20 protein-coding genes, 1 tRNA gene and 1 pseudogene are annotated in these 20,535 nt (G+C 76.0%); 7 read left to right on the top strand and 15 right to left on the bottom strand.

Features of this window, described 5'->3' with window-relative positions; translation table 11 throughout:
• Nucleotide 1: 1 nt before the first annotated feature.
• On the bottom strand, nt 2-757 hold the full coding sequence (locus tag BM142_RS05565) for an SDR family NAD(P)-dependent oxidoreductase (RefSeq protein ID WP_092195764.1): 756 nt from the start codon (nt 755-757) through the stop codon (nt 2-4).
• A gap of 203 nt (nt 758-960) precedes the next feature.
• Here BM142_RS05565 and BM142_RS05560 point away from each other — a divergent pair, with 203 nt between their 5' ends.
• From BM142_RS05560 to BM142_RS05550, 3 genes are read left to right on the top strand one after another with little or no spacing between them, the layout of a single operon-like run.
• Nucleotides 961-1,911 carry a putative selenate ABC transporter substrate-binding protein gene (locus BM142_RS05560; RefSeq protein WP_175527111.1) on the top strand — a complete coding sequence of 317 codons (951 nt, stop codon included), beginning with the start codon at nt 961-963 and terminating at the stop codon, nt 1,909-1,911.
• Nucleotides 1,912-1,919: 8 nt separating this feature from the next.
• Nucleotides 1,920-2,654, top strand: a complete 735-nt coding sequence (locus tag BM142_RS05555) for a phosphonate ABC transporter ATP-binding protein (protein WP_254790562.1) — start codon at nt 1,920-1,922, stop codon at nt 2,652-2,654.
• Complete coding sequence (locus BM142_RS05550; RefSeq protein ID WP_092195762.1) at nt 2,651-4,264, top strand: PhnE/PtxC family ABC transporter permease; 1,614 nt, start codon at nt 2,651-2,653, stop codon at nt 4,262-4,264. Before BM142_RS05555 ends, BM142_RS05550 begins: the two co-directional genes overlap by 4 nt.
• Nucleotides 4,265-4,317: 53 nt before the next feature.
• On the opposite strand, the gene BM142_RS05545 is transcribed toward BM142_RS05550, so the two are convergent.
• From BM142_RS05545 to hrcA, 3 genes are read right to left on the bottom strand one after another with little or no spacing between them, the layout of a single operon-like run.
• Nucleotides 4,318-5,073 carry a 16S rRNA (uracil(1498)-N(3))-methyltransferase gene (locus BM142_RS05545; protein WP_092195761.1) on the bottom strand — a complete coding sequence of 252 codons (756 nt, stop codon included), beginning with the start codon at nt 5,071-5,073 and terminating at the stop codon, nt 4,318-4,320.
• Nucleotide 5,074: 1 nt separating this feature from the next.
• The gene (dnaJ, locus tag BM142_RS05540; protein ID WP_092195760.1) at nt 5,075-6,211 is read right to left on the bottom strand and encodes a molecular chaperone DnaJ; all 1,137 of its coding nucleotides are present in this window, start codon (nt 6,209-6,211) and stop codon (nt 5,075-5,077) included.
• Between the two features lie 15 nt (nt 6,212-6,226).
• The gene (gene hrcA, locus BM142_RS05535) at nt 6,227-7,249 is read right to left on the bottom strand and encodes a heat-inducible transcriptional repressor HrcA (RefSeq protein ID WP_092195759.1); all 1,023 of its coding nucleotides are present in this window, start codon (nt 7,247-7,249) and stop codon (nt 6,227-6,229) included.
• Nucleotides 7,250-7,275: 26 nt separating this feature from the next.
• Here hrcA and BM142_RS25750 point away from each other — a divergent pair, with 26 nt between their 5' ends.
• A complete protein-coding gene (locus BM142_RS25750) occupies nt 7,276-7,878 on the top strand; it encodes a type II toxin-antitoxin system VapB family antitoxin (RefSeq protein WP_470277741.1) in 603 nt (200 codons plus the stop codon).
• Nucleotides 7,879-7,975: 97 nt separating this feature from the next.
• Here the strand turns inward: BM142_RS25750 and BM142_RS05525 are convergent, their stop codons facing one another.
• From BM142_RS05525 to hemW, 8 genes are all read right to left on the bottom strand, one after another.
• On the bottom strand, nt 7,976-8,581 hold the full coding sequence (locus BM142_RS05525) for a response regulator transcription factor (RefSeq protein ID WP_092195758.1): 606 nt from the start codon (nt 8,579-8,581) through the stop codon (nt 7,976-7,978).
• Nucleotides 8,578-9,681, bottom strand: a complete 1,104-nt coding sequence (locus tag BM142_RS05520; RefSeq protein WP_092195757.1) for a sensor histidine kinase — start codon at nt 9,679-9,681, stop codon at nt 8,578-8,580. The genes BM142_RS05525 and BM142_RS05520 overlap by 4 nt, the downstream gene beginning before the upstream one ends.
• Nucleotides 9,682-9,701: 20 nt before the next feature.
• The gene (locus BM142_RS05515; protein WP_092195756.1) at nt 9,702-10,448 is read right to left on the bottom strand and encodes an ABC transporter permease; all 747 of its coding nucleotides are present in this window, start codon (nt 10,446-10,448) and stop codon (nt 9,702-9,704) included.
• Entirely contained in the window at nt 10,445-11,344 is a 900-nt protein-coding gene (locus BM142_RS05510) for an ATP-binding cassette domain-containing protein (RefSeq protein ID WP_092195755.1), read from the bottom strand. Before BM142_RS05510 ends, BM142_RS05515 begins: the two co-directional genes overlap by 4 nt.
• Nucleotides 11,345-11,421: 77 nt before the next feature.
• Nucleotides 11,422-12,672, bottom strand: coding sequence for an NAD(P)/FAD-dependent oxidoreductase (locus BM142_RS05505; RefSeq protein WP_217640584.1), 1,251 nt, complete (start codon nt 12,670-12,672; stop codon nt 11,422-11,424).
• A gap of 1 nt (nt 12,673) precedes the next feature.
• Nucleotides 12,674-12,994, bottom strand: coding sequence for a TraR/DksA family transcriptional regulator (locus tag BM142_RS05500; protein ID WP_092195754.1), 321 nt, complete (start codon nt 12,992-12,994; stop codon nt 12,674-12,676).
• 84 nt (nt 12,995-13,078) lie between these two features.
• Nucleotides 13,079-13,255, bottom strand: a complete 177-nt coding sequence (locus BM142_RS24385; RefSeq protein WP_175527110.1) for a hypothetical protein — start codon at nt 13,253-13,255, stop codon at nt 13,079-13,081.
• Between the two features lie 157 nt (nt 13,256-13,412).
• Nucleotides 13,413-14,651: a radical SAM family heme chaperone HemW gene (gene hemW, locus BM142_RS05495; protein ID WP_217640583.1), complete on the bottom strand. Its 1,239-nt coding sequence runs from the start codon at nt 14,649-14,651 to the stop codon at nt 13,413-13,415.
• A 40-nt stretch (nt 14,652-14,691) separates the two neighbouring features.
• On the opposite strand from hemW, the gene BM142_RS05490 reads away from it, so the two are divergent.
• Nucleotides 14,692-15,468, top strand: a complete 777-nt coding sequence (locus tag BM142_RS05490; RefSeq protein ID WP_175527109.1) for an enoyl-CoA hydratase-related protein — start codon at nt 14,692-14,694, stop codon at nt 15,466-15,468.
• 6 nt (nt 15,469-15,474) lie between these two features.
• Here the strand turns inward: BM142_RS05490 and selB are convergent, their stop codons facing one another.
• The 3 genes from selB to BM142_RS24380 form a co-directional block, all read right to left on the bottom strand.
• Nucleotides 15,475-17,256, bottom strand: a complete 1,782-nt coding sequence (selB, locus tag BM142_RS05485; RefSeq protein ID WP_254790561.1) for a selenocysteine-specific translation elongation factor — start codon at nt 17,254-17,256, stop codon at nt 15,475-15,477.
• The gene (selA, locus tag BM142_RS05480) at nt 17,253-18,563 is read right to left on the bottom strand and encodes an L-seryl-tRNA(Sec) selenium transferase (protein WP_092195752.1); all 1,311 of its coding nucleotides are present in this window, start codon (nt 18,561-18,563) and stop codon (nt 17,253-17,255) included. Before selA ends, selB begins: the two co-directional genes overlap by 4 nt.
• Nucleotides 18,564-18,646: 83 nt before the next feature.
• Nucleotides 18,647-18,742: transfer RNA gene (locus BM142_RS24380), tRNA-OTHER, on the bottom strand.
• A gap of 57 nt (nt 18,743-18,799) precedes the next feature.
• On the opposite strand from BM142_RS24380, the gene BM142_RS05475 reads away from it, so the two are divergent.
• Together BM142_RS05475 and selD are read left to right on the top strand one after the other, a co-directional pair.
• Complete coding sequence (locus tag BM142_RS05475) at nt 18,800-19,432, top strand: helix-turn-helix transcriptional regulator (RefSeq protein WP_139228775.1); 633 nt, start codon at nt 18,800-18,802, stop codon at nt 19,430-19,432.
• A 47-nt stretch (nt 19,433-19,479) separates the two neighbouring features.
• Nucleotides 19,480-20,492 (top strand): annotated as a pseudogene (gene selD, locus BM142_RS05470) (selenide, water dikinase SelD); the annotation flags it as partial.
• Nucleotides 20,493-20,535 lie beyond the last annotated feature (43 nt).

The following is a 20,535-nucleotide window of genomic DNA, read 5'->3' as shown; positions in this document are numbered from 1 at the left end:
CTCACATCGTCCCGCCGTCCACCGGGACGAGTGCACCCGTGGTGAAACTGGAGGCCTCCCCCGCCAGGAACAGGGCTGCCCCGACGATCTCGCTCGGCTCGCCCAGCCGACCCAGCGCCGCCTGACCGGCCAGGCCCGCGGCGAACTCGGCAGTCCAGTGCCTGCTGATGTCGGTGCGGAAGCCGCCGGCGACGATCGCGTTGACCCGGACCTTGGGCGCGAAGGCGTGGGCCAGCGCGACGGTCGTCGCATTGAGCCCCGCTTTCGCCGCGGCGTAGGGCACGACATCGGGTCGGGGGCGGAGGGAGGCCATGCTCGAGATGTTCACGATCGTGCCCCCGGCCCCGTCGAACATGCGCGTGCCGACCAGTACCGAGAGCCGGAACGGACCCTTGAGGTTGAGGCCGAAGACGCTGTCGTACATCGCCTCGGTGACCTCTGGCAGGGATGGATAGAGCGGCGACTTCCCGGCGTTGTTGACCAGGACGTCCACCCGGCCGAACCGGGCGTACGAGGCCTCCACCAGACCATCGAGGTCGTCCCACCTCCCGACGTGGCACGAATAGGGCAGGGCCGACCTGCCGAGCGCCTCCACCTCCGCCACGACCGCTCGGCAGCTGTCGAGGTTCCGGCTCGCGACGATCACGTGGGCCCCCGCCGCCGCCATGGCCAGTGCCATCTCGCGTCCCAGACCGCGACTGCCCCCGGTGACGAGGACCACCTTGTCCATCAGGTCCGGTCGATGTGCGTGCTGCACCGCGCCTCCCTCGTCGCCATCGCCGGATACTCCGAGAAAGTGACACCGACGTCAACAGCATGCGTGGAAAGCGAACCCGCACCCGGTCGCCGCGGCGCCTCGACGGCCGGGGGAGGATGAGCAGGCCGGCGATCTCGGCCGGCCCCGACTCCGGAGGTTCGACCCGTGCCCGCTCCCCGTCCCTGCACGAGGACGTAGTGCCCATGCCCCGCGCCGCCCGGTCGGGTGGCCCCGTCGCCAGAGTCCACCGTTCCTCCCTGCTGCTGATCTACCTGCTGCTCGTCGCCGCACTGGCCGGCTGCGGCCGCACCTCCCCCGTCTCCGACTCCGCCGAGGAGACCTCGTCCACGGCCGGCCCGCTGCGCATCGGAGCGATCCCCGACCAGGACCCCGAGGTCCTGCAGCGGCTCTACGGCACCGTCGCCGACTCCCTCGCCGACGCCCTCGACGTCGACGTCGAGTACGTGCCGGTCACCGACTACGCCGCGGCGGTCTCGCTCTTCCGCACCGGCGACCTCGACCTCGTCTGGTTCGGCGGGCTCACCGGCGTCCAGGCCCGGCTCCAGACGCCGGGCGCCGTCCCGATCGCCCAGCGCGACATCGACGAGGAGTTCCACTCCGTCTTCGTGGTGAACTCCGCCACCGGGCTGGCCCCCTCCGACGACCTCGCGCCGCTGGCCGGGCTGCGGTTCACCTACGGCAGCGAGACCTCCACCTCGGGCCGGCTGATGCCCGCCCACTTCCTCACCGAGCAGGGTGTGGAGCCGGGAGGCTTCCCCGGCGGCCCGGGATTCTCCGGGTCGCACGACGCCACCTTGGCGCTGGTCGCCTCCGGCACCTACGAGGCCGGGGTGCTCAACGAGCAGGTCTACGAGGCCCGTGCGGCGGCGGGTGAGATCGACCCGTCCGTCGTCCGCTACGCGCGGACCCCGGCGTACCACGACTACCACTGGCTGCTCGGGCCCGGCGCGATCGACCGCTTCGGCGAGGACCTCCCCGACCGGCTGACCGGGTACTTCACCGGCCTGTCCGCCGAGGACCCCGCCGACGCCGAGGTGCTCGAGTTGTTCGGCGCCGGCTCCTTCGTCCCGACCGAGGCCTCGAACTACGACCAGATCGAGCGGATCGGCCGCGACCTCGGGCTGGTCAACTGAGCGAGGCCGTGCGGCTCACCGATCTCGAGGTCCGCTTCGGCGCCACGACGGCCCTGGCCGGGGTGGACCTCACGGTGGCCGCGGGTGAACGCGTCGCCGTCGTCGGCGCCTCGGGGGCGGGCAAGTCGACGCTCCTCGGTGTGCTGAACGGGTCGGTTCCCCCGACGGCGGGATCGGTGCGCGTGCTCGGCGCCGATCCCGCCGGGCTGCGCGGACCGGCCCTGCGCCGGCTGAGGGCCCGGACGGGCACCGTGCACCAGCACCTGGAACTGGTCGGCCCGCTGCGGGTGGTGCACAACGTCAACGCCGGACGGCTGGGCACCTGGTCGGCGGCCCGGGCGCTCCGCTCGCTCGTGCAGCCCCAGGGGCTGGACGACGTCCGGACGGCGCTGGACCGGGTGGGCCTGGCCGACCGGATGTTCGAGCGCACCGACCGGCTCTCCGGCGGGCAGCGGCAGCGGGTGGCCCTGGCCCGCCTGCTGGTGCAGCGCCCCGAGCTGGTACTGGCCGACGAGCCGGCCTCCGCCCTGGATCCGGCCCTGGCCGACCAGGCGCTCGAGCTGCTGGCCGGGCTCGCGGCCGACCGGGGCGGCGCCCTGCTCGCCTGCCTGCACGACCCGGCTCTCGCGCTTCGCCACTGCGACCGCGTCGTGGGCCTGACCGATGGCCGGGTCACCCTCGACGCCCCGGCGTCGGCACTGACCGTCGCCGGGCTGGAGCGGTTCTACGGGGTGGTGCGGTGACCGCGGTCCGCACCCCACCGGTCGCGCCGCGCTTGCGGCGCGACCGGCGGCGGTGGGCGTGGGGCCTCGGGGGTGTCGCCGTCCTCGGCTGGTCGCTGGCCGGGGCCGGGCTCTTCTCCGGGCCCGTGGTGAACCCGGCGGGCGTGCGGCAGTTCGGCCGGTTCGCCTCCGCGGCGCTCTCCCCCGCCCACGACGCCGAGTTCCTCGGGGTGCTCGCCGAGGCCACCCTGGTGACGGTCGCCTACGCCGCCCTCGGCGCGGCCCTGGCGGTCGCGCTGGGCGCGATCGGTGCGGTGGGCCTGGCCCGCACCACCTGGGGACGACGCCGCGCGGGCTGGACGGTGAGCCGGAGCCTGCTCGCGGTGCCGCGCGGGCTGCACGAGGCGGTGTGGGGGCTGCTCCTGCTCAACGTGCTCGGCCTGGACCCCTGGGTCGGCGTCCTCGCGATCGGCATCCCCTACGGCGCCGTCACGGCCAAGGTCTTCGCGGACCTGCTCGACGAGGTGCCCCGGGGCGGCTACGAGGCGCTGCTCGCCGCCGGCGCCGGACGCGGCAGCGCGGCGCTGTACGGCCTGCTCCCGTCGGCGGCCGGCGGCCTGCTCTCCTACTCCTTCTACCGGCTGGAGTGCGCCGTCCGGTCGGCCGTCGTCCTCGGCCTGATCGGGGCCGGGGGGCTCGGCTACCAGCTCGCGCTGTCGTTCGCCTCGCTGCGCTGGGAGCAGGTGTGGGCGGCCGTCTACGCATTGGCCGCCCTGTGCATGCTGGCCGACCTCGGCGGCCGCGCGGTCCGCCGCCGGGTGGCCGCGCCGCGCCCGGCCGGCGGGCAGGCCCCGACCCGTGACCCACTGCTCACCGGAGCCGTCGTCGGCAGCCTCGCGCTGATGGCGTGGTCGTGGTGGTTCCTGGCGCTCACGCCGGCGACGCTCACCGCCGGCCGCACGCTCGACCAGCTGGGGTACGTGCTGCGCGCGGCATGGCCCCCGGCGGCCGACGGCGACCTGCTGGCCGCCGTCGCGGTGGCCGCCGTCGACACCGTCCAGATGTCGGTGATCGCCATCGCCCTGGCGACGGCCAGCGCCCTCGGCGTGTCCGGGCTCGCCGCCCGGCGGCCGGGAGCCGGCCCGGGGCGGTGGGCGCTGGGCGCCGGGATCCGCTTCGCCCTGCTCCTCCTGCGCGCGGTCCCTCCCCCGGTGTGGGCCCTCGTGCTGCTCTTCGTCCTGCTGCCCGGCGTCCTGCCCGGGGCGCTCGCACTCGGGGTGTACACGCTCGGCGTGCTGGGCCGGCTGGTGGCCGAGGCGACCGAGGAGGTCGACCCCCGGCCGCGGGCCTCGCTCCGGGTGGCCGGCGCCTCGCGGCTGGGGGGGTGGCTGTACGGCGTGCTGCCGGCCCTGAGCGGGCCGGTGCTGGCGCTGGCGCTCTACCGCTGGGAGGTGGCGATCCGCGACACCGTGCTCGTCGGGCTGCTCGGCGCGGGCGGGATCGGCGTCCTGCTGTCGGGGCGGATCGCGGCCTTCGACTGGGCCGCCGTCACCACGGTGCTCGCCACGATCGTGCTGCTCAGCCTGGCCGTCGACCTGCTCAGCGAGCGCACCCGGACCGCCCTGCGCTGACTCTGCGCAGGCCCCGCGCGCGCCGTCCTCCCTCGATCGTCAGCGAGGGCGGGTCAGGCCCAGCGGGTGCGCATGCTCAGGGCGGCCAGGGTGGCGGCACCGGCCGTCGACGTCCGCAGCACCTCGGGCCCCAGCCGGACCGCCTCGGCGCCGGCCGCGCGGAAGGCCACCACCTCGCCGTCGGTGAGCCCGCCCTCGGGGCCGACGATCACCGCGATGGTGCCGGTGCGCGGGATCTGCAATCCCGACAGCGGCCGGCGCGCCTGCTCGTGCAGCACCACGGCCAGGTCGACGTCGGCGAGCACGCCGCACACCTCGCGGGTGGTCATCGGCTCGGCCACCTCGGGCACCCGCGGCCGCCGCGACTGCTTCGCCGCCGCACGGGCCGCCGCGCGCCACTTGGCCACGCCCTTCGCCACCCGGTCGTCGCGCCAGCGGGTGACGCAGCGGGCGGCCGTCCACGGCACGATGCGGTCCACGCCGAGCTCGGTGGCCAGGTCGACGGCCAGCGGCCCGTGGTCGCCCTTCGGCAGCGCCTGCACCAGCACGAACTCCGGATCCGGCTCGGGCACCTCGAAGCGGGCCGTGACGGCGACCCGCAGGCCCTCCGCCCCGGCGGCCACGACGGCGCCCTCCGCGACCGCGCCCCGGCCGTCCCCCACCCGCACCCGCTCCCCCGGTGCGAGCCGCAGCACGTCGACGGCGTGCCGGCCCTCGGCGCCGTCCACCAGCACCTCGTCGGTCTCCGGGAGGGCGTCGAGCAGGAAGAGCGGGGCGCCGTCGAGCTCCGGGACGCCGACCTCGGTCATCTCAGCGCCCGTTGAACGCGTCACGGACCCGGGAGAAGAGCCCGCCCTGCGCCTCGCGGTGGGAGTCGGGCTGGTCCTCCCCGCGGAGTGCGGCCAGCTCGCGCAGCAGCTTCTCCTGCTCGGCGTCCAGCCGGGTCGGCGTGGCGACCTCCACGTGGACCAGCAGGTTGCCGCGGCCGGTGCCGCGCAGCCGGGGCGCGCCGTGCGCCCGGAGGGTGAGGACGCTGCCGGACTGGGTGCCCGGCTTGATGTCGAGGTCCTCGTCGCCGTCCAGGGTCGTGAGGTTCAGCGTCGTGCCGAGGGCCGCCGACGTCATCGGCAGCGTCACGCGGCAGTGCAGGTCCTCGCCGTCCCGGGTGAAGACATCGTGCGGCCGCTCGTGGATCTCCACGTACAGGTCGCCGGCCGGCCCGCCGCCGGGGCCCACCTCGCCCTGGCCGGTCAGCCGGATGCGCATGCCGTCCTCGACACCCGCGGGGACCTTGACCTGCAGCGTCCGACGGGAGCGGACCCGCCCGTCGCCGGCGCACTCGGGGCACGGCTCGGGGATGACCTGGCCGGTCCCGGCGCAGGTGGGGCAGACCCGGCTGGAGACCACCTGGCCGAGGAAGCCGCGCTGCACGCTCTGCACCTCGCCGCGACCCGAGCAGGTCGTGCAGGTGGTCGGGTGGGTGCCGGGCGCCGTGCCGGCGCCGGTGCAGACGGTGCAGAGGACGGCGGTGTCGACGGTGATGTCCTTCGTCGTCCCGAAGACCGTCTCGTCCAGGTCCAGCTCGACCGGGATGAGCGCGTCCCGGCCGGCCCGGGTGCGGCTGCGCGGCCCGCGGGTGGCCGCGCCGCCGAAGAACGCGTCCATGATGTCGCCGAGCCCGCCGAACCCGGCACCGCCGAAGCCCCCGGCCCCGGCGCCGGCCCCGGCGGCGTCGAACGGGTCGCCGCCCAGGTCGACGATGCGGCGCTTCTCCGGGTCGGTCAGCGCCTCGTAGGCGCGGGTGACCTCCTGGAACCGCTCCTTCGCCCCCGGGTCGGGGTTGACGTCGGGATGCAGGTCCCGCGCCAGCTTCCGGTAGGCGCGCTTGAGGTCGCTGTCGCTGGCGTCACGGGAGACGCCCAGCACGGCGAAGTAGTCGGTTGCCATCGGGGGTTCTCAGCCTCAGCTCTCGGCCAGCAGGTGGCCGACGTAGCGGGCCACGGCGCGAACCGCGGCCATGTTCATCGGATAGTCCATGCGGGTGGGGCCCACGACGCCGAGCCCGCCGAGGGCACGGTCGCCGGCGCCGTAGCCGACGGAGACGAAGGATGCGCCGGTGAGCGCCTCGTGGGCGTTCTCCTCACCGATCCGCACCAGCACCGTGCTCGCGTCCACCTGGGTCATCAACCGCAGGACGACCACCTGTTCTTCCAGCGCCTCCAGCAGCGGCTGCAGGGTGCCCGGGAAGTCGAGGGCGTTGCCGCGGGCGAGGTTCGCCGTCCCGCCGATGACCAGGCGGTCCTCGCCGGGCTCCACGAGGGTCTCCAGCAGGGTCGCGCTCACCGTCGCGACCAGCCCGCGCAGGTGCGGCGGGGCGGTGTCCAGCAGGTCGGGCACCTTGCCGCCGGCGTCGACGAGCTTGGCGCCGGCGAACGCGGCGTTCAGCAGGGTGCGCAGCTCGGCGACGGCATCGGCTCCGACGTCCACGGGCGTGTCGACGATCCGCTGCTCGACGCGGCCGGTGTCGGTGATGAGCACCAGCATCAGCCGGGCGGCCGCCAGCTGCACGACCTCGAGGTGGCGGACGGCGCTGCGCGACAGCGCCGGGTACTGGACGACGGCGACCTGGCGGGTCAGCTGCGCCAGCAGGCGGACGCTCCGGCTGAGCACGTCATGCAGGTCGACGGCGCCGTCGAGAAAGCGCTCGATCGCCCGGCGCTCGGCCGTCGACAGCGGCTTGACCGCCGACAGCCGGTCGACGAACAGCCGGTAGCCCTTGTCGGTGGGCACCCGGCCGGCACTGGTGTGCGGCTGGGTGATGTAGCCCTGTTCCTCCAGCACCGCCATGTCGTTGCGGATGGTGGCCGGGGAGACACCGAGGTCGTGCCGCTCGGCGAGGGCCTTGCTGCCCACGGGGTCGTTCGTCGAGACGTAGTCCTGCACGATGGCCCGGAGGACCTCCAGGCGGCGTTCGTCGTGCGCCACGGTGACACCTCCCCGTACCGGTCGACGTGCCGTGCGGCGCCGTGGTCCAGGTGTCGCACCCCGATCTCACTGGCACTCGCACGGGCAGAGTGCCAGCCCAGCATACGCGACGGACCCCACCCTCCTCAGCGTTCGCGCGCCCGTGCCGAGCCGCTGTCCGGGGGCGTCGAGGGCGGCGACGTCCACCCCGTCCGGCCGCTAGGGTGGGTCCGTCGGCGCCCCGCACGGGGCAGAGAGCGGAGGTCGGTTCCCTGATCTTCAAAGCGGTACGTGACGGCCGCCCGTATCCCGACCACGGGCTGTCCACCCGGGACTGGGCGATGATCCCGCCGCGGCAGGTGCGGATGGACACCCTGACGACGACGAAGAAGGAGCTGGCGCTCGACGCCCTCCTCGCCGACGACTCGACCTTCTACGGCGACCTGTTCCCGCACGCGGTGCAGTGGCACGGCGAGCTCTACCTGGAGGACGGGCTGCACCGCGCGCTGCGGGCGGCGCTGCAGCAGCGCAACGTCATCCACGTCCGGGTGCTCGACCTCGACGCGCTCACCCCGGTGCAGGCGCCTGCCCACCCCGCGACGGCGTCGATCCCGGCCCAGCCGCCCGTCCCGAACCCGCGCCGCCTCTAGGACCGCTCGCCCCGTCGCGGTCGAACAGTGTGCGCGGATCAGCAGTTTCCCGCCCGGTAACTGCCGATCCGCGCACGACGTCCCGGGGGCAACCTGCTCAGAGCCAGCCCTTCTCGGCGGCCACCCGCGCCGCCTCGACGCGGGTCCGCGCGCCGGTCTTGCCGATCGCCGAGGACAGGTAGTTCCGGACCGTCCCCTCCGACAGGAACAGCCTCCCGGCGATGTCGGCCACGGTCGCGCCGTCCACCGCGGCGCGCAGCACGTCGGCCTCCCGGGTGGACAGCGGCGTGGCCCCGATCGCCAGCGCGGCGGCCGCCAGATCGCGGTCGATGACCCGCTCCCCGGCCATCACCGCCCGGATGCCCCGGGCCAGCTCGGCGACCGGCGCGTCCTTCACGAGGAAGCCGGCCGCGCCGACCTCCATGGCTCGGCGGAGGAAGCCCGGACGGCCGAAGGTGGTGAGGATGACCGCCCGGCAACCGGGGACGGCGGCGCCGAGCGCGCGGGCCGCCTCGATGCCGTCGCCACCGGGCATCTCGATGTCGAGCAGCGCCACGTCGGGCCGGTGCTCCCGGGCCGCGTGCACCACGGCGTCGCCCCGGCCGACCTCGGCGACCACCTCGAGGTCGTCCTCGAGCTCCAGCAGGGCCCGGAGCGCACCGCGGACCAGGGCCTGGTCCTCGGCGATGAGCACCCGGATCACCGCGCCACCGCCGGCTCGGCGGCCAGCCGCACCGGGACGACGACGGCCAGCCGGAACCCCCGCCCGTCGACCGGACCGGCCTCCAGCCGACCACCCACGGCCTCGACCCGCTCCTCCAGGCCCGAGAGCCCCGCCCCGCGCGGTCCGGTGCCGCCCCGGCCGTCGTCGGTGACCGTGAGCCTGACGTCGTCGTCCGTCGTGGCCAGGTCCACCACCACCGAGCGGGCGCCGCTGTGCCGCAGCACGTTCGTCGTCGCCTCTCGCACCACCCAGCCGAGGACAGCGTCCGCGGCGGCCGGCAGCGGCTCGCCTACGGCCGGGGCGCGCAGGCCGATCCCGGCGGCCGACAGGGCCGACCGCGCCTCGACGAGCGCCTGCGCGAGCCTCACCTGCCGGTACCCGCTCACCGCGTCGCGGACCTCCGCGAGGGCCCGCCGGGCGGCGTCCTCGACGTCGGCCATCTCCTGCCGCGCCCGGGCCGGGTCACGCTCGGCCAGCCGGCCGGCGAGCTCGCTCTTCAGCGCGATCAGGGAGAGGCTGTGACCCAGCAGGTCGTGCAGGTCCCGGGCGAAGCGCATCCGTTCCTCGGCTACGGCGCTGCGGGCCAGCTCCTCCCGCGCCTGGGTCAGCTCCGCGTTGACCGACACGAGGTAGCGGGTGCCGCGCAGCGCGAACGCGGTGAGCAGGCAGATGACCGGGAGGATGAACATGCCCCCGAGCTCCCCGTGCGCGCCGATGACGCCGGCGCACACGGCGGCCGCACCGACCACCGCGGGCCACGTCCAGCGCTCGGGCAGGCTGGCTGCCGCGGCGGCGGACACGTAGATCATCAGGCCCGACCAGGCGGGTCCGAGCCACACCGCGAGGGCGACGCCCACGACGGCGACCAGCACCATCTCGCGCTGGACGCCGCCGCACCCGCCGAACATCCGGTTGAAGATCCGCAGGTAGGCCACGGTGAACAGCAGCAGGGCGAGCGCGGCCACCGCGATGACCAGCGGCGGTCGCGGGGTGCGGACGAGGTCGGCGACGGGGAAGGCCTGGAAGAGCAGCCACGGCGCCGCCCAGCCCAGGCGGTGCCACGGGGACTGCGGGTCCATGACGGCGACGCTAGCCCGGGTCATCCGGAGACGGCATGCAGCGGTCGCCGCCTCGCCACCGTCACCGCGAGGACGGCGAAGACCGCGGTGAACGCCGCCAGCGCCGCCACCGTCAGGACCGCCGGCGAACCGCCCGCGGCCACGTCGCGGCCCATCTCGGCGTACCAGTAGGAGGGCATGAAGCGGGCGAGGACCTGCATCGGCCCGGGGAACAGCTCCACCGGCCACCACAGCCCGCCGAGGGCGGCCAGGATCACCCCGAGGATGCCGATCGCCCCGCCGGCCGCCTTCTCCTCGAGGCTCCAGCCGATCAGCAGCCCGAGCGCCACGAAGGCGACGGAGCCGGCCCAGAGCACCCCCACCAGGGCGATCCACGTGCCCAGCGGCAGCGCGACGCCGTTGACGAACCGGCCGACGAGCGCGACCACGAGCAGGCCGGGCAGGGTCAGCAGCCCCCCGACGGCGACGTCGACGGCGACCACCCGGGTCTGCGGCACGGGCGTGACGCGCAGCTGCCGGAGCCAGCCCGACGCCCGGTCGAAGGAGACCCGGATGGTGGCGCCGAGGGCGGCTCCGAGCGCGCCGTAGGCCATCATCGAGACCATCACCGACGCGGCGACGTCCTGGAACCCGGCCGCGTCACCCATCTGCCCACCGATGATCTTCGTGATGAAGACGGTGAACAGCGCGGGCAGGGCCACCGTGAAGAAGAGGAACTGCTTGTTGCGGCCGACGCGGCGCAGCTGGAAGGCGAACAGCGGGGTCATCGTGCGGCTCCGATCGGGTGGTCCCTGACGATGGAGAGGACGGCGTCCTCGAGGGTGGCGCCCCGGACCTCCAGGTCGGGCAGCCCGCCGTCGGCCAGCAGCGCGCGCAGCGTCGCGTCCGCGTCGGCGGTGGCGAGGGTGACCGTGGTGCCCTGCCGGGTGACGCCGGTGACGGCGGGCAGGCCCTCGAGCCGGCGGCCGGGGGTGGCGGTGAAGGCGATGGTGCGGCCCGCGACCCGCGCCTTGACCTGCGCGGTGGACCCGTCGGCCACCACCAGACCGTCCGCCACGACGACCACCCGGTCGGCGACGGCGTCGGCCTCCTCGAGGTGGTGGGTGGCGAAGACGACGGTGTGCCCGCCCCCGGCCAGCCCGCGCATCGTCGTCCAGAAGGCGCGCCGGCCCTCGACGTCCATGGCCGACGTCGGCTCGTCGAGCAGCAGCAGCGGCGGGGCGCCGGCCAGCGCCAGGGCGAGCAGCACGCGCTGGCGCTGCCCACCGGACAGGGCGTCGACCGGGCGGGCGAGGAGGCCGTCGATGCCGGCGGTGACGACGAGGTCGTCCAGCGGCCACGAGGTCGGGTAGCTGCGGCGGACGAGGTCGAGGACCTCCCCGACGCGGGCCTCGCCGGGCAGCCCACCGTGCTGCAGCATCGCGCCGACGCACCCGGACCGGACCGCGTCGTGCGGGGTCCGGCCGAGGACGCGCACGGCGCCCGCCGCGGGGGTGATCAGGCCGAGGACGGCGTTGACGACCGAGGACTTGCCGGCGCCGTTGGCACCGAGCAGGGCCACGGTCTGGCCGGCCGGGATGGTGAGGTCGAGGTCGTGCACGGCGACGGTGCCGACGTAGCGGACGGTGAGGCCGCGGACGTCGAGGGCTGGCGAGTCAGGCACGGCTCCAGGCTGGTGGACCGGCGGTCCGGCCAGTAGTGCGGAACGTCGCCGGTCGTGTCTGACATCCGTCAGAGGGGTCAGCGCAGCGGGTCGAACGGGCGCAGCTCCGGGGGCGCCTCCCCGTCGAGCACGGCGCGCGCCAGGAGCCGGCCGGTCACCGGCCCCAGCGCGATGCCCCACATGCCGTGCCCGCCGGCGAGGAAGGCCCGGGGTGAGGCGGTGGCGCCCAGCAGCGGCAGGCCGTCGACGGTGACCGGCCGGGAACCGACCCATTCGTCCTGCCGGTCGTCGAGGTCGACGTCGGAGAGGAACGGCCGGACAGCGGCCACGATCGCGTCGATCCGGCGGGGGTCCAGGGCGTCGTCCGGGCGGCGGAACTCCATCATCCCGGCGATCCGCAGCCGGTCGCCGAGCGGCGTGCAGGCCACCCGCTCCACCGGGAAGTACAGGGGTCCGCCCGGCATCCGCCGGACCGGCACGCTGAAGCTGTAGCCGCGGCCGGCCTGCACCGGCTGCCGGACGCCGAACCGCCGGGCGAGCGTCCCGAGCCAGGCGCCGGTCGCGACGACGACGGCGTCGTGCCGCTGCTCGCCTGCGCCCGTGCCGACGACCACGCCGTCCCCCGTGTCGGCGATGCCGGTCACCCCGTGCCCCTCGGCGACGGCACCGCCCCGGGCCCGGACGGACGCCGCGAGCGACGCCAGGAACGCCGGCGGGTCCAGGTAGCGCTGGCCGGAGATGCGGATGGCGGAGCCGGCCTCGGCCGTCAGGACCGGTTCCATCGACCGTGCCTCGGCGCCGGAGACAAGGCTGAACCGGACGTCGCGCTGCCCGGCCTCCCGGACGCCGCGGAGCTCGGCGAGCAGCCCCTCCCGCTGCCGCTCGGACCGGTAGACGGCGAGGAACGGCTCGCTGCGCGGAGTCCGGGCCGTCACCCCACCGGCCGCCAGCGCATCGAAGGCGTCCAGCGCCCGCTCGTCGAGCGGCACGAGGGCGGCCATGCCCCGGCGCCACCGCCGGTGCGTGCTGTTGCGGGCGAAGGAGACGAGGAAGCGCAGCAGGCGGGGGTCGGCCCGCAGCGGCAGGTAGACCGGCGAGCTGGGGTCGAGGACGGCCGTCAGCCCGTACCGGAGGACGGCCGGCTCGGGCAGTGGCGCGGCCAGGGCGGGGGTGAGCCAGCCGGCGTTCCCCCACGACGCCCCGGCCCCGACCCGGTCCCGTTCGTAGACGGTGACCGCCGCCCCGCCCTCCTGCAGGAACCAGGCCGTCGCCAGGCCGACCATGCCGGCGCCGACGACGGCGACGTCCCGAGGGCGGCCGCCGGGCACGTCAGCGCGCGGAACTGCAGGCGACGCAGGTGCCCGCGAACGGCCGCAGCTCGAGGCGCTCCTCCGGGATCTCGCGCTGGCAGCCGGTGCACCGGCCGTAGGTGCCGGCCTCGATCCGGGCGAGCGCGGCGTCGATCGCCTCGATGGTGTCCGCCAGGTCTGCGCTGCGGCGCTGGGCGACCGGGTCGGGGACGGACTGGGCGCACTCGGCGAGCGCCTCGTCCCGCTGGCGGACGGCGTCGGCGCGGTGCTCCTCGAGCAGGGCGCGGAACCGGTCGGACGAGCCGGAGGGGACGGTCTGGGTGTCGAGCGAGGTGGACATGTGGAACTCCTTCGGGCAACGCGGGAAGACGCGGTCACCGGTGGGTGTCGCGTCAGGACGGGCGGTCGGGACTCCGGGAGGGAGTCAGGCGGCCTGGGGCGGGGCCCTGTCCTGGCTGCGGCGGAGGACGTCGAGTCCTCGGAGGCCGCGTGCTCGCCGATTCATCGCCAGGGCGAGCAGCATCCCGCCGGAGAGGGCGGGGACGGCGGCGGCGCGGAAGCCGGGCGGGGAGCCGGCGTCTCGGAACGTGTACGCGTCCATCGCCGGTCACCCCCTTGCACGACCCGGCGCCGTTGCCGAGAACCCAGCACTCTAGCCGAGAACGGCCGAGGCTACCCGGCCCTTTCGGGTGATGGGAGTGTCGCAACTCCCGCCGAGCGGGGTGGGACCCCGTGCGGAACGGCGTCCGCGCCCCTCCTCAGTCGGTCAGGTCGCGGACGACGGCGTCGGCCAGCAGTCGGCCCCGGTCGGTGAGGACGGCGCGACCCGCCTCGTGGGCGTCCGCGTCGAGCAGCCCCCGCTCGACGGCGGCCGCGGCCCGCGCCCGACCGGTGTCGGACAGCAGCCCCAGGGCCAGCCCCTCTTGGAGACGCAGGCCGAGCATGATCGTCTCCAGCGCCCGGTCGGCCTCGTCCAGCAGCTCGGCGTCCTGCGCCGGGCTCGTCCCGGCCGCGAGCCGGTCGGCGTAGGCGGCCGGGTGCTTGACGTTCCACCAGCGCAGCCCGCCGACGTGGCTGTGCGCCCCCGGCCCGACGCCCCACCAGTTGGCGTTGGCCCAGTACAGCTCGTTGTGCCGACACCGGGCAGCGTCCGAGGTGGCCCAGTTCGACACCTCGTACCAGTCGAACCCCGCCGTCCGGAGCGTCGCGTCGGCCTGCTCGTAGCGGTCGGCCAGCACGTCGTCGTCGGGCATCGGCAGCTCGCCGCGGGAGATCCGGCGGGCCAGCCGGGTGCCGTCCTCGACGATGAGGGCGTAGGCGCTCACGTGGTCGACGGGGCCGGACAGGACGGCGTCGAGCGAGGCCGCCCAGTCGGCGTCGGTCTCCCCCGGTGTCCCGTAGATGAGATCGAGGTTGACGTGCTCGAAGCCGGCGGCCCGCGCCTCGTGCGCCGCCTCGAGCGCCCGTCCCGGGGTGTGCCGGCGGTCGAGCACCGCGAGCACGTGCTCGGCGGCGGACTGCATGCCCAGGCTGACCCGGGTGAAGCCGGCCTCGCGCAGCCGGGCCAGGTAGCCGCGGTCGACGGTCTCCGGGTTGGCCTCGGTGGTCACCTCGACGTCGCCGGCCACCGGGAACAGCCGGTGGACCTCGGCGAGGACGGCGGCCAGGTCGTCGGCTGGGAGCAGGGTCGGGGTGCCGCCACCGACGAAGACGGTGGAGACGGTGGGCAGGTCCGGGCCGAGCGTCGCGGCGGCCCGGCGCAGCTCCGCGATCGCCGTCCCGGCGTACTCGGCGCGGCTGGCACCGGGGCCGAGCTCGTCGGAGGTGTAGGTGTTGAAGTCGCAGTAGCCGCAGCGGGTCGCGCAGAAGGGCACGTGCACGTAGAGCCCGAAGGGCGTGGCCGTGAGGTGCTCGCGCGCGCTGTCGGGCAGAGCGTCGGGGCCGGGCGACCCGGCCGGCAACCCGGGGGCCGGCAGCAGCGGCAGGACGGTGGTCATCTGCTCCCAGTGTGCCGCGCCCGGCTGCGGGACCGGCAGGATGCCGTCTGTGACGTCCGATCGTGTGGTCCAGGTCCAGGTGGCGCGCGGGGTGGCGACCCTGACGCTCGACTCCCCCGCCAACCGCAACGCCCTGTCCCGGGCGATGCGCGCGCAGCTGCGGGCGGCGCTGGCCGAGGCGCTCGCCGACGACGCGGTGCGGGCGGTGGTGCTCGACCACACCGGCCGGGTCTTCTGCTCGGGGATGGACCTGGCCGAGGCGGCCGGCGGCGGCGTGCAGGACCAGGGAGTCCGCGAGTTCCCCGACCTGCTCGAGCTGATCTGGTCGTCACCGAAGCCGGTGGTCGCGGTGGTCCGCGGCCCGGCGCGGGCGGGCGGGGTGGGGCTCCTGGCGGCCTGCGACGTGGTGGTCGCGGGCAGCTCAGCCACGTTCGCCTTCTCCGAGGTGCGGCTGGGGCTGGTCCCGGCCGTGATCTCCGCCGTCGTCCTCCCCCGGATGCTGCCGCACGTGGCGCACCGGCTGATGCTGACCGGCCAGGTGTTCGACGCCTCGCTCGCGGTGGACGGCGGGCTCGTCGACCTGGTCGTGCCCGACGACGTGGTCGACGCGGAGGTCCGCGCCCAGCTGGTGCACCTGACCGCCGGCGCACCGGCGGCACTGGCCGAGACCAAGCGCCTGCTGCGGGCCGGCACGACCCTGGAGTTCGACGAGCTGCTCGACCTCTCCGCGCGGTTCTTCGCCGGCGAGGAGGGTCAGGAGGGCATCGCCTCCTTCCGCGAGAAGCGCCCCGCCCGCTGGGTTCCCACCGCGGACTGAGGCGGCTCAGGCCAGCCGGCGGGTGTTGTCCGGGAGGCGGACGGTGACGCCCTGGGCGTCCAGCCACTCCGCCAGGGGGACGGCGACGCGCCGGGTGGTGCCCCACGCCTGCCGGGCCTGGCTGAGCGTGAACGGCTGCGGCACGTCCGCCAGGCGGGCCCTGGCCACCTCGGCGATCCCGGGCGCGAGGTACACGCCGTCGGCGATCCGCACGAGCTGGCCGCTGCGAACGGCGGCCGCCAGCTCCCGGACGCCGAGACCGGCCGCGACCAGGTCCGGCGCCTCGGGTGCCGCGAACGGGTCCTGGGCCAGCCGGGCCCGGACCTCCTCGACGGCGCGCTGCACCTCCGGCGGCAGCGCGGCGGTCCCGTCGACGACCCGGCCCCCGCGCAGCTCCAGCGGCGGCCGGACCACGGCGGCCACCAGGTCCGCGTCGGGCAGGTCCAGGGCCCGGCGCACCACCTCGACCGGCGGGCCCGGTTCCAGCGGCCGCAGCCGCCGGTAGCGGGCGACGACGTCGGGCACCCGGGCGACGAGGTCGTCCCGCAGCCCGGCCGCCAGCAGCCAGGGCCCGTGGACGGTGGCGCCCTCCGGCACCGGCCAGCCCATGGCCGTGAAGTCCTCGACCCGGACGATCCGGCGGCGCGCCAGATCCACCGCGGCACCCGCGGCGCCGCCGGGCTGGGCGACCAGGTCCGCCGCCCGCGCCCGGGCGGCACCCCGGCGCCGCAGCTCCGGCGGGTCGACGTCGCGGACGTCGGCCCCGAGCACCCGCCGGGTCCCCGGATCGCGCAGCAGCACCCGGTCGCCGACCCGCAGCGGCAGGGCGCCGGCCAGACGGAGCCGCACCGCCGCTCCCTCCAGGGGCCGCAGCCGGGCGCCGACCGTCGCCGAGCCGATGTGCACCACCGGCTCGGCCGGCAGCCGCTCCCCCGGCTCGGCGTCGAGCGTCACGTCGACCACGTCGGTGACCCGGAAGGCTCCCGGCGTGAGCAGCACGTCGCCGCGCGAGAGGTCCTCCACCGCGACGTCCCGGAGGTTCAGGGCCACCCGGGCGGTCGCGCTCGCGTGCTCCACCGGCGCCCCGAGCGACTGCACCCGGCGGACCACCACCTCACGCTCCCCGAGCAGGAACCGGTCACCGGCCGCCACGCTGCCGGCGGCGAGGGTCCCGGTGACGACCGTGCCGGCCCCCCGGATGGTGAAGGCGCGGTCGATCCACAGCCGGACCGGTGCGTCCGGGTCCGCCGGTGGGAGCTCGGACAGCAGCGCCTCGAGGGCGACCCCGAGCTCGGCGACCCCGTCCCCGGTCACGGAGCTCACCGGCACGGCGGGCACCACGCCCATCGAGGTGTCGGCGAGCCGCCGGCGGACGTCGGAGACGACGGGTGCCGGGTCGGCCAGGTCGGACTTGGTCACCGCGACCAGCGCGTGCTGGACGCCGAGCGCGTCGAGCACCGCGACGTGCTCGGCGGTCTGCGCCGACCAGCCGTCGTCGGCGGCCACCACCAGCAGCGCCGCGGGCACCGGGCCCACCCCGGCCAGCATGTTGCCCACGAACTTCTCGTGCCCGGGCACGTCGACGACCGCCACCCGGCGGCCGGAGCGCAGCGTCGTCCAGGCGAAACCCAGGTCGATGGTCAGCCCGCGGCGCCGCTCCTCCGCCCAGCGGTCGGGCTCCATCCCGGTCAGCGCACGGACCAGGGCCGACTTGCCGTGGTCCACGTGCCCGGCCGTCGCGACGACGTCCATGTGGTTGACGTCCGGGGCCCCGTCGGTGGACGTCATCGCGCCGCGGCGGCCAGGACGGCGCCGGCGAGCTGCTCATCGGCGGACGTCGGGAGGCTGCGCAGGTTCAGCAGGGTGCGGTCGCCCTCGACGTAGCCGACCACCGGCGGGGTGCCGCGGCGCAGCAGCTCGGCGAAGGACCCCGGCAGCGAGACCGCCGCGCTCGGCAGCGGGTGCTCGGGCGCCCCTCCCCCGCCCACGCGCGCGTCCGCGTCGACGGCCCGGGCGTCGAGGCCGGCCTCGGTGAGCCGCGCGGCGAGGGCCCCCGCCCGGGCCCGGAGCCCGTCGAGGTCCGCGGCGAGCATCTCCTGCACCGGCGGCAGCGGGCCGCGCAGCGTCGCCTCCAGCGCGGCGAGGGTGGTCTTGTCCACCCGCAGCGCGCGGTAGAGCGGGTGCCGGCGCAGCCGCTGCACGAGGTCGGCGCGGCCCAGGACCAGCCCCGCCTGCGGGCCGCCGAGCAGCTTGTCCCCGCTGGCGAGGACGACGTCGGCGCCGGCCGCGAGCGTGGACTGCAGGTCGGGCTCCTCGGGCAGCAGCGGGTGGGGCCGGAGCAGCCCGGACCCGACGTCGGCCACCAGCGGGGTGCCCGTGCCGGCCAGTGCCGCTGCTAGTTCGCCGACCTCGACCTGCCGGGTGAAGCCGCGGACGACGAAGTTCGAGGGGTGCACCTTGAGCACCGCGCCGGTCTCCGGGCCGAGCGCCCCCCGGTAGTCGGCGAGCGTGACCCGGTTCGTCGTGCCCACCTCGCGCAGCCGGGCGCCGGTGGCGGTCAGCAGCTCGGGGATGCGGAACCCGTCACCGATCTCGACCAGCTCGCCGCGGGCCAGCACCAGCTCGCGGTCCTGCCCGAGCGCGGTGGCGACCAGGGCCAGCGCCGCCGCGCAGTTGTTGACGACGATCGCGGCCTCGGCGGCGGGGACCGCGGCCAGCAGCGCGGCGATGGCCGCCTCTCCCCGCGGGCCACGGCGCCCCGTGGACAGGTCGAGCTCGACATCGGTGGTCCCCGCGGCCGCGGTGATCGCGTCGACGGCGGCCGGCGACAGCGGGGAGCGGCCCAGGTTGGTGTGCACGAGGACGCCGGTCACGTTGAGCACCGGCTGGAGGCTGCTCGCCGTGCCGGGCAGCGAGGCGAGCACCGCCTCGACCGCCTGCGGGGGTGCGACCTCGCCGTCCCGGATCCGCTGCTGCACCCGCTGCACGGCGCCCTTCACCAGGCCGCGGCCCAGCCGCTCGCCGGCCGCGGCGAGCCGGGGGTCGGCGAGCAGGGTGTCGGTGCGCGGCACCTGCCGGCGTGGATCGGCGCTCATCGCCCGGATCGTAGGCGGAGCCGCGTCGTTCCCAGCGGTTCGTCGGCACCGGCGGCCGGATCGGGACCGCTCCCGAGGCAGTCTGGCGGAGGCGGACGGGAATCGAACCCGCCTGGCCGAGATGCTCGGCCACGTCGGCTTTAGAGGCCGCGGGGGTCACCAGACACCCTGACGCCTCCGCCGCAGACTGTACGTGCGCGGCGAAACTGTCGGAGGCCGGTGCCAGCATCCGACCCGTGAACCACTCCGAGTCCCGCCCCGCCGCCTCCCTCCCACCGGTCAGCCTCGGCCCGGAGGAGGCGGCAGCCGTCGCGGTCGCCCTCGCGTCCCGGCCGGACGGCCCGTACGCCGATGCCGGGCGGGGCGCCCTGGAGAAGGTGCTCGCCGTCCTCGAACCCGATCCGCGCCGGCGGGCCGAGCTGCTGGCCACCAGTCTCTGGGTGAGCGCGGAGGCGGGCCGGTCCGCGGAGATCCGCGCGGTCGTCGAGCACGCCGTCACCCGTCGGCTCGTCGTGTCGCTGCGCTATCACGACGGGAAGGGCAGGCCGTCGCGGCGCCAGGTGGAACCGCAGCTGCTCGTCCGCAGCAGCGACCAGTCCTTCCTGGTGGCGTGGTGCCGCGAGCGCGACGCGCTCCGCTGGTTCCGGCTGGACCGCATCGAGGCCGCCGACCTGACCGGGGAGACCGCTCCCCGGCGTGACCTCACCGGCCTGGGTGCCCCGCCGGCCGGTGCCGGCCCGGCCGCCCGACCCGCCGGCGCATCCCCGGCGAGCGCCCGCGAGCGGCATCCGGCCGGCCGGGCCCGGCGCCCCGCTGGCGAGCCGGAGGGGCCGCCCCGCCTGGTCGTCCTCCGGGGCGGGCGCGGCTGAGCGACGGCCGCGGCTACGGTCGGGGCGTGACCACCGCACCGGCCCGCATCAGGCTCACCCAGTACGCGCACGGCGGGGGCTGCGCCTGCAAGATCCCGCCCGGGGAGCTGGAGTCCGTCGTCGCCGGGCTCACCGCCACCGGCCCGGCCGCGCCGAACGCCGAGCTCGTCGTGGGCCTGGACGACGGTGATGACGCGGCGGTCGTGCGCCTGCCCGGCGGCCAGGGCCTGGTGCTGACCACCGACTTCTTCACCCCCGTGGTCGACGACGCGTACACGTTCGGCCGGATCGCCGCGGCGAACGCGCTGTCGGACGTCTACGCGATGGGCGGCACCCCCGTGGTGGCCGTCAACCTGCTGGGCTGGCCCCGCGACGTGCTCCCGGCCGAGCTCGCGGCGGAGGTGCTGCGGGGCGGCCTCGAGGTGGCCCAGGAGGCGGGCTGCCACGTGGGCGGGGGGCACTCGATCGACGACCCGGAGCCCAAGTACGGGATGGCCGTGACCGGCCTGGTCGACCTGGACCGCATCATCCGGAACGACGCCGCGGTGGCCGGCACCGCGCTGTCGCTGACCAAGCCGCTGGGCGTGGGCGTCCTGAACAGCCGGATGAAGGCGACCGGCGAGGTGTCGGAGGAGGCGGTCGCGTCCATGACCTCGCTGAACCGGGCTGCCGGCGAGGCCGCGGTGGCCGCCGGGATCCGGGCCGGCACCGACGTCACCGGCTTCGGCCTGCTCGGGCACCTCTACAAGATGGCGCGCGCCAGCGGCGTGACGGCGGTGGTCGACGCCGCCGCCGTCCCCTACCTGGCCGGCGCCCGGACCGCGCTGGCCGGCGGCTTCGTGTCCGGCGGCACCCGGCGCAACCTGGACTGGGTGCGCCCGCACACCGACCTGTCGGCGGTGACCGAGGACGAGGCGCTGCTGCTGGCCGACGCGCAGACCTCCGGCGGGCTGCTGCTCGGCGGCGAGGTCCCCGGCGCGCCGGTCATCGGGCAGTTTGTGGAGCCCGGGGAGTTCGTCGTCGTCGTCCGCTGACCGCCGGGACCGGTCGCGACGACGGTCCCCGACGTCGCTGCCGGCCGCCGACTCGGTTAGCGTCCGATC

This window comes from Blastococcus tunisiensis (genome assembly GCF_900112815.1).
Classification (GTDB): Bacteria; Actinomycetota; Actinomycetes; order Mycobacteriales; family Geodermatophilaceae; genus Blastococcus_B; species Blastococcus_B tunisiensis.
This window is presented reverse-complemented; position numbering and strand designations above follow the sequence as displayed.